Genomic DNA, 18,593 nt, shown 5'->3' with positions numbered 1-18,593 from the left:
TTTGCCAAGACAAAAATTAAAAGACACAATTGCAGATTACAAAAGCTCTTGCCATAAGCTTTTTTTAAAGCAAGGCTCTTTTAGTATGTATCATAGTAAGCAAATAGACTATTTTATCAATCAAGCTTTTATGATTGTTTTAGAGGAATTTTTTGAAGATTTTTTACCGACTAAGGAGCTTGTGCCTTTTTGCATAGTGGCGAGGGATTATTATGCGAAAAATCATTTGTGTTTTGATGAGCCTATACCCTTACTTTTTGCATATAAAAACCTAAAAATTTATCATTTAAAACCCCTCATTAAAGCCTTAATTGAGCTTTTAAATGATGTAGGTTTGAGGCTTGATTATATTATTTTAGAAAATGAGGGTTTAGCTTATATGAGTGAGCAAGAGCTTTTAAACTCTCTCATACAGATGCGTTTTATAAGTGGCTCAAAGCTTTTATTTAAAGATAGTAAAGCAAGGGTTAATTTGACACTTAAAAAACACTTAAATTCCCTTGCTTTAAATCTTTTTAAGCCCTGTGAATTAGCCTTTTTAAAGCAGGATTTTAATATCCAAAAAGCAGATGGGGGATTACAAGATTTAAGAAATTTGGATAATTTACTCACACTTTTTAAAAAAGATAGCTTTAATTACGCACTTTCTTTTATTAGTGAAAAAAATTTTAGTGAATTACGCTTAGCAGGTGAGTTTTTGCTCTCATTTAAATCCGCCCTTAATCTTCAAAATCAAAAAGATAATGATGAATTTAGACTTGAAAACGCTCAAGATTTAGCAAATTTGATGTATAAAAGAGAAAAGAAAAATTTAAAAGCTAAAGAAAATTTAGTGCAAAAAATTTTAAATTCTATGCACACCATAAGTCTCTACAATGCTTTTTTAATAAAACAAATTCAAAATGAATTTCTACAAAAAAAAGAGAAGCAATATCATTTTTCTAGTTTTTTAGAAGCTTTACAATTTTTAAACTCACTCAAAGATGAGCCGTGTGAATTAAATATTAATTTAGTTTTCACACTTAAAGAAATGCCTTTTTTAAAAGAAGAAAATGAAAAAGCTTTAGAGCTTTTTAAGGGCTTTTTTGAAAGAAAACATTGCTTTTTTATTTTAAAAATTTTGCTAGATAGTGGGAAATTAAAAGAGCTTTTTAAGCCTATGATAAGATTTTTAAGCAATGAAGAAAGTGATTATTGCTTTGATGTGGAGGCATTTGTGATGCTAGAAGAATTTGAAAAAGCAAATTTAGTGCTTAAAGAAAATGCACTTTTAAAACTTGTCATTCTTTTTAGCGGTGTTAAGGAGGAAAATGAACTTGCTAAAGGCGGTGTTTTTAGAGCATTTTGTGCAAAATTTAAGCTAGAAAACAAAGAACTTGAACTTGGTCTTAAGCTTTATAAAAATTTCAACGCCTTAAAAGAGCTGGTCGAAAAAGAAGATATTTACAATCCTCTCATCATATCCGCCCTACTTTCTAAACTAGAAAATCTCAAAACCCTAGAACTTTTAACCCTTTTAACCAAAATAAAAGCCCAAATTTCACACGCCTCGCCTTTTTTTTACAAAGCCTTAGATAAGCTTTTAATCAATGCTAAATGTGGCTTTGAGGACGCAAATTTACTAGAAGAAAGCACAAGAAGAGTTAAAAAAGAACAAATTCTTAAAAGAACTAAGGCTTTTTTGGATTTAAGCCCTCTTTTACAAGATAAAATCACGCATATTAAATCCAATCTTTTCCTCATCAAAAACAGCTTTGAAGACATCATTAAAATCGCCCAAATTGCCCACAATCAAGATTTTAAATTCTGGCTTAATACAGAAAGCAATCTAAGCCTTGAAATCATTTGCCAAAAAGATTTTAAAATCGAATATTTTTTATACGCTTTGAGTGAATTTAATCTCATTTTTATGAGCTTTTATGAACTTTTTAATGATAAAATTTACCTTAAATTTGAATATGAAAATATCATTAATCAAACACACAAAGAGAAGCTTTTAACGCTTTTAAACACGAATTTAAATTTAAGCCACAAAAGAAAAATAAAAAAGCCAATCATTAAAAAAGATGAAGTAAAATTTGATTTAAATTATTCTAAAACTTATGCAAAATTAAATCTTAACACTAAGGACCAGCAAGGTTTAATGGCGTTTGTAATGAATATTTTTCGCGGCTATGATTTACATTTAAGCACAGCTAAAATTCAAACCATACGCCAAAGGACACGCAATAGCTTCATTTTTGAAAAAAACGAAGCTCTTTTGCAAAATCAAAATAAAATAATAAATTCTTTAATAAGCGAGTGAAAATGTGTGGGATAGTCGGCTACATTGGCAAAAATGAAAAAAAGCAAATCATACTAAACGGACTTAAAGAGCTAGAGTATAGAGGCTATGATAGTGCAGGACTTGCAGTGATGAGTGAGGGAGAACTTAGCTTTTTCAAAGCGGTTGGTAAGCTTGAAAATTTAGCAGATAAATGCAAGGAATTTCGTAGCGAGAATTTTGGCTTTGCCATAGGACATACAAGATGGGCAACGCACGGAAAACCTACTGAAATCAACGCTCATCCGCATTTAGGGCAATATTCTTGCGTGATACACAATGGCATTATTGAAAATTATAAAGAACTTAAAGACGAGCTTGAAAAAGAGGGTGTGCAGTTTTTAAGTCAAACAGATACTGAAGTTATCGTGCAGCTTTTCGAATTCTACGCACACCATTTAGAAGCAAAAGAAGCCTTTAAAAAAACCATTTCTCGTTTAAAGGGAGCTTTTGCAAGCTTACTCATCACCAAAAAAGAGCCGAACAAAATCTTTTTTGCTAAAAACGCCGCACCTCTTATCATAGGCAAAAACACTCAAAATGAGCTGTATTTTGCTAGTGGAGACGCTCCTTTAATCGGCAATGTTGATGAAGTGATTTATTTAGAAGATTTAAGTTATGGCTATGCGGGGGAAAATGAACTTGTTATTTTTGAAAATGAAAAAAGTTTAAAACCAAATTTTGTTAAACTCTCAGGCGATAAGGCTTACGCGAAAAAAGACGGCTTTCGCTTTTTTATGGAGAAAGAAATTTACGAACAAAGTCGCGTTTTAAGTGAAGTTTTGATGGGACGCATTGAGGGTGATAAAGTCGTTTTTGATGAACTTGAAAAGGAGGATTTAACGCATTTTAGTGAAATTACCCTTTGTGCTTGCGGCACGAGCTACCACGCTGCCTTAGTAGGAAGCTATCTTTTAGAAAGAGTGGCTAAAATTCGTGCAAAAGTAGAAATTGCCAGTGAATTTCGCTACCGCGAAGCTTTAATTGACCCTAACTCCCTTTTCATCGTCATTTCACAAAGTGGCGAAACGGCTGACACCCTAGAAGCCCTCAAAATAGCTAAAAATGCGGGAGTTAAAAGCCTTGCTATTTGTAATGTAGATAATTCTAATATCGTGCGTTTGGCAAATTTAAGCCTCCTCACGCGTGCAGGAATTGAAAAGGGGGTCGCTTCCACCAAAGCTTTTGCAACGCAGGTTTTAACCCTTTGGATGTTAGCCATTTTCATTGCACAAAAAAGAAATTTGCCTATCCAAGAGGATATTAAAGCCTTATTACACACGCCAAATTGTGTGCTTGTGAAGCAAAATTTGCACGAAAAAATACACCGCCTTTCCAAACGCTATTTAGACGGACACGGCTTTTTCTTCATTGGGCGTGATGTTTTTTATCCTTTGGCTTTAGAGGGTGCTTTAAAACTTAAAGAGCTTTCCTATCTTCACGCGGAGGGTTATCCTGCTGGAGAGATGAAACACGGACCCATAGCCCTAGCAGACTCCAAGCTCTACACCATAGCATTAATGCCGCAAAATTTACTTTATGAAAAAACTAAGTCTAATGTCGAAGAACTCATTGCTAGGGACTCCACTTTACTTTGTATCTCGCCTCTTGACTTTGACTTAAGCGATGATTTTATCAAAACAAAGCAGCAAAACCACTATATGTGTGAATTTTTTGAAATGATGCTAATTACTCAGCTTTTGGCTATGGAAATTTCTATCCGCTTGGGTAATGATGTAGATATGCCCAGAAACTTGGCTAAAAGTGTAACAGTAGAATAAAGCCCCCCAAATAAGGGGCTTTAAAATTAAGCTTTAGGTCCTATCATTTTACTAGGATCGACAAACTGATTAAAGTCTTGTTCGCTTACAAGTCCTAATTCCATAGCACTTTCTTTAAGAGAAATTCCCTTTTTATGAGCGTTTTTGGCGACTTTTGCAGCATTTTCATAGCCGATGTGAGGATTTAAAGCTGTAACTAGCATTAAAGAATTATGAAGATTATGTTCGATTTTTTCGCGATTTGGTTCTATACCAACAGCACAATGGATATTAAAAGAATGCATAGAATCCGCCAATAAATCAAGGCTTTGCAAGAAATTATAAATAATCACAGGCTTAAAGACATTAAGCTCGAAATTCCCTTGCGAAGCGGCAAAGCCGATGGTAGCGTCATTTCCCATCACTTGCACGGCGACCATAGTAATCGCTTCACACTGGGTAGGATTAACCTTTCCAGGCATTATAGAACTTCCCGGCTCATTTTCTGGAATTAAAATCTCGCCCAAACCACATCTAGGACCACTTGAAAGCCATCTTACATCATTGGCAATTTTCATCAAATTCGCCGCTAAACCCTTCATCGCTCCGTGCGTAAAATTAATCGCATCGTGGCTTGTTAGAGCGTGGAATTTATTAGGACTTGAAATGAATTTTGTGCCTATAAGTCTTGTTAGTTCTTCACTCACTTTTTCACTAAGCTCCGGATGTGCATTAAGTCCTGTTCCTACGGCTGTTCCACCGATAGCCAATTCTCTTAAGCTAGGCAAAGAGGCAATAATTTGCTCTTTTGAATGTAAAAGCATAGATAAATAGCCGCTAAATTCCTGTGCTAAAGTGAGTGGAGTAGCGTCTTGCAAATGCGTTCTGCCTATTTTAATAATGCCCTCAAATTCTTTCACTTTCTTTTCAAAAGTCGCAATGAGACTATCAAGCGCTGGGATAAGTTTTTTCTCTACTTGCTCAACAGCTACTATACTCATAGCCGTTGGAAAAGTATCGTTTGAGCTTTGACTCATATTAACATGGTCATTTGGATGCACGAGCTTTTCTTTACGAAAATCTCCACCCATAATTTCGGTTGCCCTATTCGCAATGACTTCATTCATATTCATATTGCTTTGTGTGCCAGAACCCGTCTGCCAAATCGCTAAAGGAAAATTATCGTCAAATTGACCCGCAATAATCTCATCACAAGCCTTAGTGATGGCATTTTTCTTAGCCTCATCAAGTTTGCCTAGCTTATGATTAACGATAGCAAGTGATTTTTTTAAATTTGCAAAAGCATAAATTAAAACCTTAGGCATTTTCTCGCAGCCTATTTTAAAATTCTCAAAACTTCTTTGCGTTTGTGCGCCCCAGTGCTTATCATTTGGCACTTTAACCTCACCCATAGTATCATGTTCGATTCTATATTCCATTTTTACTCCTTGTAAGAAATTCTTAAATTCTAACACAATAAAGTTGAGTTTTTATAAACTAAAATTAAACGAAAGAGAATTTAAATGGTGTCCACGGCGAGATTCGAACTCACGACCTCAAAATTAGGAATTTTGCGCTCTATCCAGCTGAGCTACGAGGACAAAGAAGAGGGTTGTAAAACAACCCTTAGTAAAGCTCTAAAGCCTTAAGTTCTTGTTTTAAAGAATCTTTTTGCAACTTTAGTTTTTCTTTTTTAAATTTGTATTCTGCCTTAGACATAGAATCTTGATTATCGCTCAAAGCATCAAGATCCCTTTCTAAAGCTTCTATTTTTATGAGCTTATCTTGCTTGATTTGCAAAAGCTCTTTGTAATAATTTGGATTATCCTTGCACTTTGTTTTAAGTGTAGTAATGGCATTTTCCAAATCTCTAGCCTTAAATTCATTATCATATTTTTTGGCGTATTCTAATTCTTTTTCAAGCTTAAGAATTTTCTCTTCGCACTCATTTGCAAAGCTAAAACTCAACGTGCACAATAAAAAAATAACAAATTTCATCATAGGCTAAATTTCCTTATCCGTTTCTTTTCTTAACGATCTCTTCGGAGACATTTTTAGGCACTTCATCATAGTGGTCAAATTCCATAGAATAAGTCGCCCTACCTTGAGTTTGAGAACGCAAATCGGTAGAATAGCCAAACATCTCAGCTAAAGGACAAAATGCTGTAATGACCTTATTGCCACCTCTTTCGTCCATAGAATTGACCTGACCGCGTCTTTTGTTTAAATCGCCAATTACATCGCCCATATAATCTTCAGGAGTTTCAACCTCTACTTTCATCATAGGTTCTAAAATCACAGCTCCCGCTTTTCTAGCACCCTCTTTAAAACCCATAGATGCGGCAAGTTTAAATGCCATTTCAGAAGAATCCACCTCGTGATAGCTTCCATCATACACAGTAACTTTCACATCTTCGACAGGATAGCCTGCCAAAACACCATTTTGTAGGGCTTCTTGCACACCCTTATCCACAGCTGGGATATATTCTTTAGGGATAACACCACCCTTAATATCATTGACAAATTCATAGCCACTACCCGGCTCCAAAGGCTCAAGGCGTAAAAATACATGTCCGTATTGACCGCGACCACCTGATTGTTTAGCGTATTTATACTCTTGCTCGACCGCTTTTCTTATGGTTTCGCGGTAAGCCACTTGCGGCTGTCCCACTTCCGCTTCGACTTTAAATTCTCTTAGCATTCTATCAACGATAATTTCTAAGTGTAGCTCACCCATACCAGAGATGATAGTCTGTCCGCTTTCTTCATCTGTTGAAACCCTAAAGCTTGGATCTTCTTGGGCTAGTTTATTGAGTGCAATAGACATTTTTTCTTGGTCTGCCTTAGTCTTAGGCTCAACCGCTACTGAAATAACAGGATCTGGAAAATCCATTCTCTCTAGAATAACCTTATCTTTTTCACTTGCTAAAGTATCGCCCGTAAGCGTATCTTTAAGTCCTACAACAGCACCGATTTCCCCTGCGTAAAGGACCTTAATCTCTTCTCTTTTATTAGAGTGCATTTTTAAAAGTCTGCCGATACGCTCTTTTTTATCCTTGGTAGAATTATAAGCATAAGAACCACTTTCAAGACTTCCACGATATACACGCACGAAAGTAAGTTGCCCCACAAAAGGGTCTGTCATAATCTTAAAGGCAAGTCCTGCAAATTCTCCATCATCAGTTGAAGTAACTGAAACTTCACTGCCATCCTCATATTCACCCTTAATATTTGCCACTTCATCAGGAGCTGGCAAATACGCAACAACCGCATCAAGTAAAGGTTGAATTCCCTTATTCTTAAAAGCTGTTCCACAAAGCATAGGGACAATACTTAAATTCAAGCACCCCGCTTTAATCCCAGCCTTAATCTCCTCAAGACTTAAATCCTCGCCACCTAAATACTTCTCCATAAGCTCATCGCTTGTCTCGCTCACCGCTTCTATCATTTTGACACGGTATTCTTCAGCTTTTTCTTTAAGCTCCGCTGGTATTTCTCTTTCCACATAATCAGTCGGCTTACTTTCATCTTCCCAAACCAAAGCCTTCATCGTAACAAGGTCAATCACGCCTTTGAAATTATCCTCCGCACCAATAGGAATTTGTAGTGGAACTGGATTAGCCTTAAGGCGGTTACGAATCTGATCCTCGACATTATAAAAATTTGCACCAATTCTATCCATCTTATTAACAAAAACTATTCTTGGAACACCATATTTATTAGCCTGTCTCCATACGGTTTCACTTTGAGGCTGCACTCCACCCACAGAACAAAAAACCGAAACTGCTCCGTCTAAAACACGCATAGAACGCTCAACCTCAATAGTAAAATCCACGTGTCCTGGAGTGTCTATAAGATTGATTTGATAATCTTTCCAAAAACAAGTTGTTGCCGCAGAAGTGATGGTAATACCTCTTTCCTTCTCCTGCTCCATCCAGTCCATAGTCGCAGCACCGTCATGCACTTCGCCTATTTTATGACTCATACCTGTGAAAAAGAGTATCCTCTCGCTTGTTGTCGTCTTGCCCGCATCAATATGAGCGGCAATTCCTATATTTCTAACCTTTTTTAAAGGGGTCGTTCTTGACATCTTAATCTCCTACCAACGATAATGTGCAAAAGCTTTATTTGCTTCAGCCATTTTATAAGTGTCTTCTTTCTTTTTAAAAGACGCACCCTTAGAATTTGCAGCGTCCATTAACTCAGCTGCTAATTTTTCTACCATCGTTCTTTCACTTCTTTTTCTTGCAAATGAAATAATCCAACGAATCGCCAAGGCTTGTTGTCTAGCAGGACGCACTTCAACTGGGACTTGATAAGTCGCGCCACCCACACGGCGTGATTTGACCTCAAGCAAAGGCTTAATATTTTCAATCGCCTCATTAAAAACATCAATACCTTTTTTTTCGCCACCTTTTTTATCGATAGCCTCTAAAGCACCGTAAAGTATAGTTGTGGCGGTGCTTTTTTTACCATCATACATTAAAGAATTAATGAATTTTGTAATGATTTTATTACCATAAATTGGATCGGGTAAGATTTCTCTTACGGGAGCTTTTCTTCTTCTCATTTTTTTCCTTCAAATTTAAAATTTTACTCAAACAAAATCAAATCAAACGGATTTGCCTGTTTTAACAATTACTTAGCGGCAGCTTTTGGACGCTTCGCACCATATTTAGAACGAGAAACCGTTCTTTTAGCCACGCCAGCAGTATCTAAAGCACCACGCACGATGTGATATTTCACACCCGGTAAGTCCCTTACCCTACCGCCACGCACTAAAACGATGCTATGCTCTTGGAGGTTATGACCCTCACCACCGATATAGCTAATCACTTCAAAGCCACTAGTAAGTCTTACTTTGGCAACTTTTCTTAAGGCGGAGTTTGGCTTTTTAGGAGTTGTAGTATAAACCCTCGTGCAAACGCCTCTTCTTTGCGGACAATTTTTAAGCGCCGGAGATTTAGACTTTTCTAAAACCTTTTTACGCTCTTTTCTAACCAATTGATTTATGGTAGGCACAATCATTCCTTTCTTAAAATGTAATAAACTTGGGATTTTATCTAAGTTTTACTTACAAAAATATAAACTATGATAAATTTTGCAATAAATTTAAAATGATAAAAAACAAATTTTTATCAAAGGATTGTTTTATCTATATCAGTCCATTTTAAGAGCATTAAATATCTTAAAAATTTTTTGACAACTCACAAAAAAAAACTTATTTTAAGTGCCATAGCAAAAAATTTAAATATCCCTGTAAGCATCATTTACTCTAATCTCACTAAAAAAACAAAACTTATCGTTTAAACTTTCAAATTCTATTCCTAACAAATCATATCCAAAACGAAATTAAAGTCCATAAACTCATCAAAAACATAAGAAATTTAACAAAACAAATTTGCTAAATGAGAATTTTAAAGAAGTAATGTGCTGTATGTTAGAAAAAATAGACGCCAATAATCAAACCCAACTAAAATCTTTCATAGGCACCTCTTATTTAGCCTATATAATCTCTTTAAACAAGACTTTATTAACAAATAAAAGCAAAAATGAGTTAAAAATCTACTCACAAGCTTTTCAAAAAATCACAAAAAATACTATAACATCAAAAAATTGCACTAAGAATTATAATAAAAAATAAAATCGTTTAATTGATATTTCTTACCTTATTTCAACTCCAACGAAATTTTTAAACAAAATACTACTTGAAGAAAAAATAAAATAGAAAAACTTTAAGAATCTACTTTAACGACTAAGAGGTATAGTAGCTCAAAAAGAGCTACTATTCTTGTTCTTTAAGTTTTAAATTTTGCTCACCATAAAGTCCTGTTCCAACAGGGATAATGCGACCTAAAATGACATTTTCTTTTAAGTCTTCCAAGTAGTCAAATTTACCCGCTATACTTGCTTCGGTTAGCACCTTGGTTGTTTCTTGGAAAGAGGCTGCCGAGATGACACTATCGCTTCCTATGGCTGCTCTAGTTACCCCTAAAAGCACAGGTTCTGCTATGGCTGGTTCTCCGCCCATTTTAACGATTTTTTCATTTTCTTCGCGAAATTTGCGGCGTGAAACTAAATCTCCCTCAATAAATTTCGTATGCCCACTATCAACCACTCTCACCTGTCTTAACATTTGAGAGACAATCACCTCAATATGCTTATCAGAAATCACAACGCCTTGCCCACGATACACTTGCTGAATTTCGCTTATAAGATAATAATGCAAAGCTTTTTCGCCTAAAATCTTAAGCACATCGTGGCTTGAGATTAAGCCGTCTGTAAGCTTTTCGCCTGCGTGGATAAATTCGCCATCTCTCACTTGGATATGCTTGGCTTTATCGATGAGATACTCGGCACTTGAGCCGTCTTCAGCCTCGATGATAATTCTCTCTTTTGAACGCAAAGGTTTATCAAAACGCACCACGCCGTCAATCTCCGCTATCACAGCAGCATTTTTAGGCTTTCTCGCTTCAAAAAGCTCACTTACACGCGGCAAACCGCCCGTAATATCCTTAGACTTAGCCACCGCCTTAGGAGTTTTAGCTAAAATATCTGCTTGCGAAACCTTATCGCCATCGTTGATAAAAATGACCGTCTTTGGCTCAAGCTGATAACGCACAGTCTTATCCCCTTTCCCCGCTATGAGTAGGGTAGGACGCACACCACTTGGTAAATACTCATTAATCACCAAAGAACGCTTTCCAGTCGCCTCGTCAAGTTGCTCATCTGCACTATAACCTGCCTCAATATCCTCAAAACTTACCACGCCGTCAATCTCCGCTATGATAGCATTATTATACGCATCCCACTCAGCAATCACACTTTTATCTTTTTTCGCCGCACTTGCAATAATGGCATTGACATCATCTATCACCGCACTATCATCAAATTCTATTTTAGACTCTCTAGGGATATAATGTCTTTTTGACTCGTGGTCATTTTCATCTGCAATCACAACAAAAAAACCTTTTTCTTTGACTATATCGCCCTTTTTAACCTTACGCACTCTATCAAGCCCATCGCCTTTAAGGATATAAAATTTCAAAGTTCCTTTTTCGCCCGCTTTAATATCTTGCACGATAGGATCGCCATCATTAACCAAAATTTCACTCGCATAAGGGATACGATTAGGCACATTCCACCCCTCCTTAATCGCCTCGACTATACTTTCATTTTCATTAACCAAAGCACCATTTTGATATGGCAAATAAAGCTTTCCGTCTATATTTCCACTCACACCAGCTAACTCATTTGGTTTAGCAAGGTCGTATTTTCTTAGTATAAACTTCGCCTCTTTTTTCTTATCTTTAATCGACACAATCACATCTTCGTGGATGCTTTCTATACTAATAGTTCCCTTAAATGGAGCTTTAATTTTAGGCTCAACAAGTAAAATTGCCGCATTTCTACGATTTGCGACTATACTTTTACCCTCTTTATTTTTATAGGTTTTAAGATTATAAAATCTTATAAAACCCTCTTTTTGTGCGCTCACTTGTCTATCTTGCAAATCCGTGCTAGCCGTTCCACCACTATGAAAAGTTCTAAGGGTCAGCTGAGTCCCCGGCTCACCGATAGATTGTGCTGAGATAATTCCCACTGCCTCACCGGGCTTGACAAGCTTACCCTCGCCAAGATTTACCCCATAACACTTCGCACAAATTCCTTTTTTAGCCTTACAAGTGATAGGAGTGCGGATATTCACACTCTTAATCCCACTTTCAGTAAGCACCCTAGCTTTCTCTTCGTCAATCAAAGCTCCCTCAGCAAAAAGAACAAAATTTGTAATAGGGTCAATCACATCTTCAGCCAAAACCCTACCCAAAATTCTCTCTTCCAAGGTCTCTACTATAGAACTATCGGCAGTGATTTCATTAATCTCAATGCCCTCGTGTGTGCCACAATCATAAGTTGTAATTTTAACATTTTGTGCCACATCGATGAGTTTTCTTGTCAAATACCCAGCATTTGCCGTTTTAAGAGCTGTATCGGCAAGCCCCTTTCTAGCACCGTGCGTAGAGATAAAATACTCAAGCACATTAAGTCCTTCACGGAAATTTGAAATAATAGGCGTTTCAATAATGCTCCCATCAGGCTTAGTCATCAAACCTCTCATTGCGGCAAGTTGCGAAATTTGTGCCGCACTACCTCTTGCACCACTATCTGCCATCATATAAATAGAATTAAAGCCCTCTTTGTCCTTTTGCACAAGCTCCATCATCTCTTTTGATAAAATATTATTCGTGCTTTTCCAAATATCGATGATTTTATTATATCTTTCACCTGAAGTGATTAAGCCTAGATTGTAAGAATTTTGAATTTCTCTTACCTGTTTTTTAGCGGCATCAATAGCCTTTTGCTTTTCATTTGGCACGATAATATCAGCTATGGAGATAGAAACACCCGCTTTAGTCGCATACTCAAAACCTAGATTCTTAAGCTTATCTAAGAAACTTGCAGTAATTTTTAAACCACCTTGCTTATAAACATAATCGACCAAAGCGGCGATGTCTTTTTTCTTTAGCACCTTATTCCACATATTTTCAGGAACAAAATCAGGCAAAATGGACTTGATAATCAAACGCCCAGCCGTAGTCGCACATTTACGCCCATCGATAATGGTTTGGATATTTGCATGAATATCAAGGCAATTTGACTCCATCGCCATTACAACCTCATCAATACCTGTGCAAATTTTATGCGCTCCTTTTGCACCCACTTTTTCTAAAGAAAGATAATAAATTCCCAAAACCATATCCTGAGAAGGCACTGTTACGGATTTTCCACTCGCTGGTAGAAGAATATTCATAGAAGAAAGCATTAAAACCTTACACTCAGCAATGGCTTCTTGAGAAAGAGGCACATGCACAGCCATTTGATCCCCGTCAAAGTCCGCATTAAACGCCGCACACACTAAGGGGTGCAACTGAATCGCCTTACCCTCGACCAAAACAGGGTGAAAAGCTTGTATAGAAAGTTTATGTAAAGTTGGGGCACGGTTAAGCATTACAGGATGTCCTTCAACTACCTCTTCAAGGCATTCCCAAACCTCGTTTGTTTTATTTTCTATCATTTTTTTAGCCTGCTTAACAGTAGTCGCATAGCCCTTTTCTTCAAGCTTGGCTAAAAGATGTGGTTTGAAAAGTTCTAAAGCCATTTTTTTAGGCAAACCACACTGGTCCATTCTAAGCTTAGGTCCCACAACAATAACACTACGACCAGAAAAATCCACCCTTTTTCCCAACAAATTTTGTCTAAAACGCCCTTGCTTACCCTTAATAATCTCACTCAAAGACTTAAGTGGTCTTTTGTTTGCTCCCTTGACAGCATTTGCACGACGACCATTATCAAATAGGGCATCAACGGCTTCTTGCAACATTCTTTTTTCATTTCTAATAATAATTTCAGGTGCGTCAAGCTCGATGAGTTTTTTAAGTCTTGTGTTTCTATTAATCACGCGGCGATACAAGTCATTAACATCACTAACCGCGAATTTGCCTCCATCTAAAGCAACAAGCGGACGCAAATCAGGTGGCAAAACAGGCAAATTTGTAATCATCATCCACTCAGGGCGATTTGGCACCGCATCTTCGCTGTCAATATTAGCATTGATGTTAGAATTTAAGAAATTTTCCACCACTTTCAAGCGTTTGATAATTGTCTTTTTCTTGGCTTCAGAATTTGTCGCTTGCATTTGTTCTTTAAGCTGATTTAAAAGAGCCACTAAATCTAAATTTGCGAGTAAATCTCGCACGACTTCGCCGCCCATCCTTGCTTTAAAATCGGTATTTTCATAGCGTTGCATCAAGCTTTGATACTGCTCTTCATTCAAAACATCACAAAATTCGACTTTTTTGGAATTTTCATTATCATAATAAGCCTCGCCAGGATTTTCCACGATATACGCTTCATAATACAGCACACGTTCTAAATCCTTCATCTTAACGCCAAGCAAAGTTCCTATACGACTTGGGAGGGAATTGACATACCAAATGTGTGCTACTGGCGTTACAAGCTCTATGTGTCCCATTCTAGAGCGACGCACTTTTGAATTTGCAACTTCAACGCCACATTTCTCACATTTTACGCCCTTAAAACGCATTTTTTTATACTTACCACAAAGGCATTCGTAATCTCGAATCGGTCCAAAAATTTTCGCACAAAAAAGTCCATCTCTTTCAGGCTTTAAAGTGCGGTAATTAATCGTTTCAGGCTTTTTAACCTCTCCATAAGACCAAGACTTAATCCTTTCAGGGCTAGCTAGTCTTAATTGAAAAGCTTCAAAATCTCTTGGTCGGTTTTCTTCTTTGATTTCTATTACTTTAAATTTACTCATTTTCCTCGTCCTTATCAAAAATCTCAACATCTAAGGCTAAAGATTTTAGCTCATTTGTCAAAACAAAAAAGGTTTCAGGTATGCCTGTGGCTGGGACATTTTCACCCTTAGTTAAAGCCTTATAGGCACTAAAACGACCTTCAACATCATCAGATTTTATAGTAAGCATTTCACGCAAAGTATGTGCCGCTCCATAAGCCTCCAAAGCCCAAACTTCCATTTCCCCAAATCTCTGTCCTCCAAAGAGAGCTTTACCGCCGACTGGTTGTTGGGTAACAAGAGAATAAGGTCCCGTGCTTCTTGCATGCACTTTTTCATCGACTAGGTGATGAAGTTTTAGCATATACATACAGCCTACATGCACTCTTTCTGCGATTTTTTCGCCTGTGCGTCCGTCATAAAGCTCCGTTTTTCCGTCCATATCGACCTTTGCCATTTTGAAAAGCTCGGCAAATTCCTCTATATTAACCCCCTCAAAAACAGGAGTGGCAAATTTCACACCCTTACTCCAATCTCTTGCATAGTTTAAAAGCTCTTCATCATTTAAATTCTCCACGAAAGCTTTTTCATTTGCAAGGCGTGGGATAGAGCAAATTTCAAGCATTTTTTTGCGTAAGTTTTTGATAAAATCTTTTTGTTTTTTGTCAAAAATTTCTTGAATTTGTTCACCTAATTTCAAGCCCACAAGTCCTAAATGGCTTTCTAAAATTTGTCCTATATTCATACGGCTAGGCACACCAAGTGGATTTAAAGCTATATCTACGCTTTTTCCATTTGGAAGATAAGGCATATCCACTTCAGGAACTATGGTAGAAACTATGCCCTTATTTCCGTGGCGCCCAGCCATTTTATCACCAACTTTGAGCTTTCTTTTTGTTGCAATATAAATTTTTACAAGTTTGACAACTCCACTTGGTAAAATATCATCTTTTTCTAAAACCTCAAGCTTTTCATCGTGTTCGGCTTTAAATTTTTTCTTTTCATTTTGGAAGTGATTTTTTAAATCCTCATATTGCTTTTGCACTTCTTTAGAATAAGCTTTAATAAGGCTTGTTAAAATAAAACGATTGACCTTTTCTAAATCTTCCTTAGAGACTTTTTGTCCCTTTTTATAAGTCTTTGAACCGACCTTTTGTTCACTATTTAAAGGAGCTTTAGCTAAAAGCGCATACACTCTTAGCATTTCCTCCCTGTCCATCATTAAAAGTCTGTCGTGATATTCTTTTTCTAAAACTATTTTTTCTTTATCGTAGGATTTTAAAGCCCTATCATCTTTCTCATAGCCTTTTTTAGTGAAAATTTTTACATCAACGACAACGCCCTCTAAAGAAGCCGTAGCATATAAAGATTTATTGACAACATGCCCTGCTTTTTCTCCAAAAATAGCCCTCAAAAGCCTTTCTTCTGGAGTAGGCTTAACCTCGCCTTTTGGAGAAACCTTACCGACTAAAATCATACCGGGCTTAATATGTGTCCCTATTTTTGCAATTCCACTTTCATCAAGGTGTGCCACATCATCTTCTTTAACATTTGGGATATCTTTAGTAATCTCCTCAACGCCGTCTTTTAATTCTCTCGCTTCAATTTCTTTTTCATAAATATGCACACTTGTAAAAGTATCCTCACGGATAATTCTCTCACTCACAACGATAGCATCTTCATAATTATAACCATTCCACGGCATAAAGGCGATGAGGGCATTTTTACCTATAGCTAACTCACCTTGATCCATACTAGGACCATCGGCTATAATTTGCCCTGCTTTAACCACATCACCCTTTTTAACAATAGGGTGTTGGACATAATTTGTATTTTGATTCGTTCTTAAATTCTTTTCTAAGCTGTAATGATCAATAAAAGGACCTTTCTCGTCTTCACCCAAAATAAATATGCTTTTATTATCAACCTTTTCTATCACTCCACCTCGTCTAGCTTTGATAGCCTCCCACGCATCACGAGCTATAATTCTTTCCATACCTGTACCGACAATAGGTGCGGAAGAAGTGAGTAAAGGCACGGCTTGGCGTTGCATATTTGAACCCATTAAGGCTCTGTTAGCATCATCATGTTCTAAAAATGGTATCAAAGACGCCGCTACGCCCACAACCATACCTGAGCAAAGGTCGATGAGTTGGACTTCCTCTCTTCTTGCAAGGATAGTTTCGCCGTCCTGTCTAGCTTCCACAAATTCTTCGATGATATAACCCTTAGCATCGATTTTTGTCGAGGCTGGAGCAATGAAAAGTCCCTCTTCTTGAGTGGCAGTAAGATAAATAACCTCATCGCTCACCTTGCCGTTTTCCACTTTTCTATAAGGAGCTTCAACAAAACCAAGTTCATTAACCTTAGCATAGGTAGAAAGGGTATTGATAAGACCGATATTTTGACCTTCTGGAGTTTCAACAGGACAAATTCTACCATAATGAGTTGCATGCACATCACGCACCTCAAAACCTGCCCTTTCTTTTACCAAACCACCCTCTCCAAGTGCAGATAAACGGCGTTTGTGAGTAACCTCACTTAAAGGATTTGTTTGATCCATAAATTGTGATAATTGCCCACCTGTAAAAAATTCCAAAATTGTAGTTGTAATCATCTTAGGATTAATCAAATCATAAGGCATCACTTTATCCAAATCTGCATTTAAAGAGCTAAATTTATCTCTAATCGCCTTTTGCATTTTTGTAAGCCCCAAATGAAGCTCATTTGCCAAAAGTTCACCAATAGATCGAATACGACGATTACCTAAATGATCCCTATCGTCAATATAGCCCTTGCCATTTTTTACTTTTATAAGATATTTAGCAGTTTTGATAATATCTTCATTTGTTAAAACGGTGGTATATTCAGGCACATCAAGAGCTAATTTATGATTCATTTTCATACGCCCCACTTTAGTTAAATCATATCTTTCTGGATTAAAAAATAAATCATTAACAAAAGCTTTAGCAGCATCTTTTACCACAGGTTCACCCGGACGCATAACCTTATAAATTCTAATTGCTGCCAAATCATTTTCATCTTCTAAATTTTCGCTTTGCTTTAATAGTTTTAAAGTTTCATTATCTTGTATGAAAGAATTAATAATTGCCGCATCGACCCCATTTGCCAAGTCATTAGCAATGTTGAAGCTTTTTTGCTCTTTAATTTTAGCAAGTTTTCCCTCATCAATGAGAGTAAGAGAGTCAAAAAGCATTTCTCCACTTTGCTTATCAATAATAGGACTTGCCAAGTATCTATTTATAAGAACCTCTAAAGGATACTCCACCCATTTTAAACCATCTTTAATAAGTTGTTCAATTTTCTTTTTTGTCAGTCTTTTACCTGCTGGGTGAACCACCTTACCTTTTTCATCTTTTATATCATACTCGATTCTATCGATAAAATCATTAGGATTAAATTCTGTTAAAAATTTATCTTTTTTTACGTGAATAGTTTGAATAGGATAAAATAATTTTATAATATCTTGTTTTTTATAACCTAAAGCCCTAAAAAGCATAGTTATAGGAACTTTTCTGCGTTTATTAATTCTCACATAAAGCACATCTTTAGCATCGTATTCAAAATAAAGCCACGAACCACGATCTGGTATGATTTGAGCAGTATAAACAAGCTTATTTGCCACAGTGGAACTTTCTTCTTCCTTAAAAATCACACCCGGACTTCTATGAAGCTGATTAACTACAACTCTTTCTACACCATTGATGATGAAAGAAACCCTATCCGTCATCAAAGGAATTTCGCGTATGAAAATTTCTTGTTCTTTAATATCCTTAATGCCAACCTTTTCACCCGTTTTTTCATCTTTTTCATGAAGAGTGAGACGAATTTTCATTTTCAAATTTACCGAATAAGTTAGCCCTCTTTCCATACATTCTCTTATAGTGTATTTTGGCTTACCTATTTCACTGCTTACATATTCTAACGAAAGTCTATTTTGTGGATCGTGGATAGGAAAAATGGATTTGAAAACCTTTTCTATACCACTTTCGCTCTTTGTATCACTAAGATTTAAAAAATAATCAAAACTTGCTTTTTGTAATTGAAGAAGATTTGGAATTTCAATTTGTTTAGAAATATTGGAGAAATCTACCCTAAAACGATTTCCTAATTTATTATTTAACATATTATCTATACCTCGTTGGTAAATTTGTAAATTTAAAAAGAAGAC

At 36.5% G+C, this 18,593-nt stretch carries 10 protein-coding genes and 1 tRNA gene; 3 read left to right on the top strand and 8 right to left on the bottom strand.

Translation table 11 applies throughout. From position 1 onward, the window contains the following. Positions 1 to 85 precede the first annotated feature (85 nt). Both CVULP_RS01795 and glmS read left to right on the top strand, forming a co-directional pair. Positions 86 to 2,305, top strand: a complete 2,220-nt coding sequence (locus CVULP_RS01795; protein ID WP_252195506.1) for a [protein-PII] uridylyltransferase family protein — start codon at positions 86 to 88, stop codon at positions 2,303 to 2,305. A gap of 2 nt (positions 2,306 to 2,307) precedes the next feature. Beyond that, positions 2,308 to 4,104, top strand: coding sequence for a glutamine--fructose-6-phosphate transaminase (isomerizing) (glmS, locus tag CVULP_RS01790; RefSeq protein WP_099507469.1), 1,797 nt, complete (start codon positions 2,308 to 2,310; stop codon positions 4,102 to 4,104). 26 nt (positions 4,105 to 4,130) lie between these two features. On the opposite strand, the gene fumC is transcribed toward glmS, so the two are convergent. The 6 genes from fumC to rpsL all read right to left on the bottom strand — a co-directional run bounded on the left by fumC (position 4,131) and on the right by rpsL (position 9,105). Continuing rightward, the gene (fumC, locus tag CVULP_RS01785; protein ID WP_099461577.1) at positions 4,131 to 5,522 is read right to left on the bottom strand and encodes a class II fumarate hydratase; all 1,392 of its coding nucleotides are present in this window, start codon (positions 5,520 to 5,522) and stop codon (positions 4,131 to 4,133) included. 85 nt (positions 5,523 to 5,607) lie between these two features. Continuing rightward, positions 5,608 to 5,684 (bottom strand) — tRNA-Arg (locus CVULP_RS01780). Between the two features lie 25 nt (positions 5,685 to 5,709). After that, entirely contained in the window at positions 5,710 to 6,084 is a 375-nt protein-coding gene (locus CVULP_RS01775) for a DUF1090 family protein (protein ID WP_099461578.1), read from the bottom strand. A gap of 13 nt (positions 6,085 to 6,097) precedes the next feature. Further along, positions 6,098 to 8,173 carry an elongation factor G gene (gene fusA / locus CVULP_RS01770; protein ID WP_099461579.1) on the bottom strand — a complete coding sequence of 692 codons (2,076 nt, stop codon included), beginning with the start codon at positions 8,171 to 8,173 and terminating at the stop codon, positions 6,098 to 6,100. Between the two features lie 9 nt (positions 8,174 to 8,182). After that, positions 8,183 to 8,653 (bottom strand): 30S ribosomal protein S7, encoded by a 471-nt coding sequence (gene rpsG, locus CVULP_RS01765; protein WP_099461580.1) that lies wholly within the window; start codon positions 8,651 to 8,653, stop codon positions 8,183 to 8,185. Between the two features lie 68 nt (positions 8,654 to 8,721). Then, positions 8,722 to 9,105, bottom strand: a complete 384-nt coding sequence (gene rpsL, locus CVULP_RS01760) for a 30S ribosomal protein S12 (protein ID WP_099507468.1) — start codon at positions 9,103 to 9,105, stop codon at positions 8,722 to 8,724. A gap of 406 nt (positions 9,106 to 9,511) precedes the next feature. On the opposite strand from rpsL, the gene CVULP_RS08825 reads away from it, so the two are divergent. Next, positions 9,512 to 9,727 (top strand): IclR family transcriptional regulator domain-containing protein, encoded by a 216-nt coding sequence (locus CVULP_RS08825; protein ID WP_427846138.1) that lies wholly within the window; start codon positions 9,512 to 9,514, stop codon positions 9,725 to 9,727. A 141-nt stretch (positions 9,728 to 9,868) separates the two neighbouring features. On the opposite strand, the gene rpoC is transcribed toward CVULP_RS08825, so the two are convergent. Then, positions 9,869 to 14,422, bottom strand: coding sequence for a DNA-directed RNA polymerase subunit beta' (gene rpoC / locus CVULP_RS01755; RefSeq protein WP_099461582.1), 4,554 nt, complete (start codon positions 14,420 to 14,422; stop codon positions 9,869 to 9,871). Continuing rightward, entirely contained in the window at positions 14,415 to 18,548 is a 4,134-nt protein-coding gene (gene rpoB, locus CVULP_RS01750; RefSeq protein ID WP_215728998.1) for a DNA-directed RNA polymerase subunit beta, read from the bottom strand. The genes rpoC and rpoB overlap by 8 nt, the downstream gene beginning before the upstream one ends. Between the last annotated feature and the right edge of the window lie 45 nt (positions 18,549 to 18,593).

This window comes from Campylobacter vulpis, assembly GCF_014217995.1.
In the GTDB taxonomy this organism is placed as follows: Bacteria; Campylobacterota; Campylobacteria; order Campylobacterales; family Campylobacteraceae; genus Campylobacter_D; species Campylobacter_D vulpis.
Note: the sequence above shows the minus strand (reverse complement) of the source record. Positions and strands in the feature narration are given on the sequence as shown.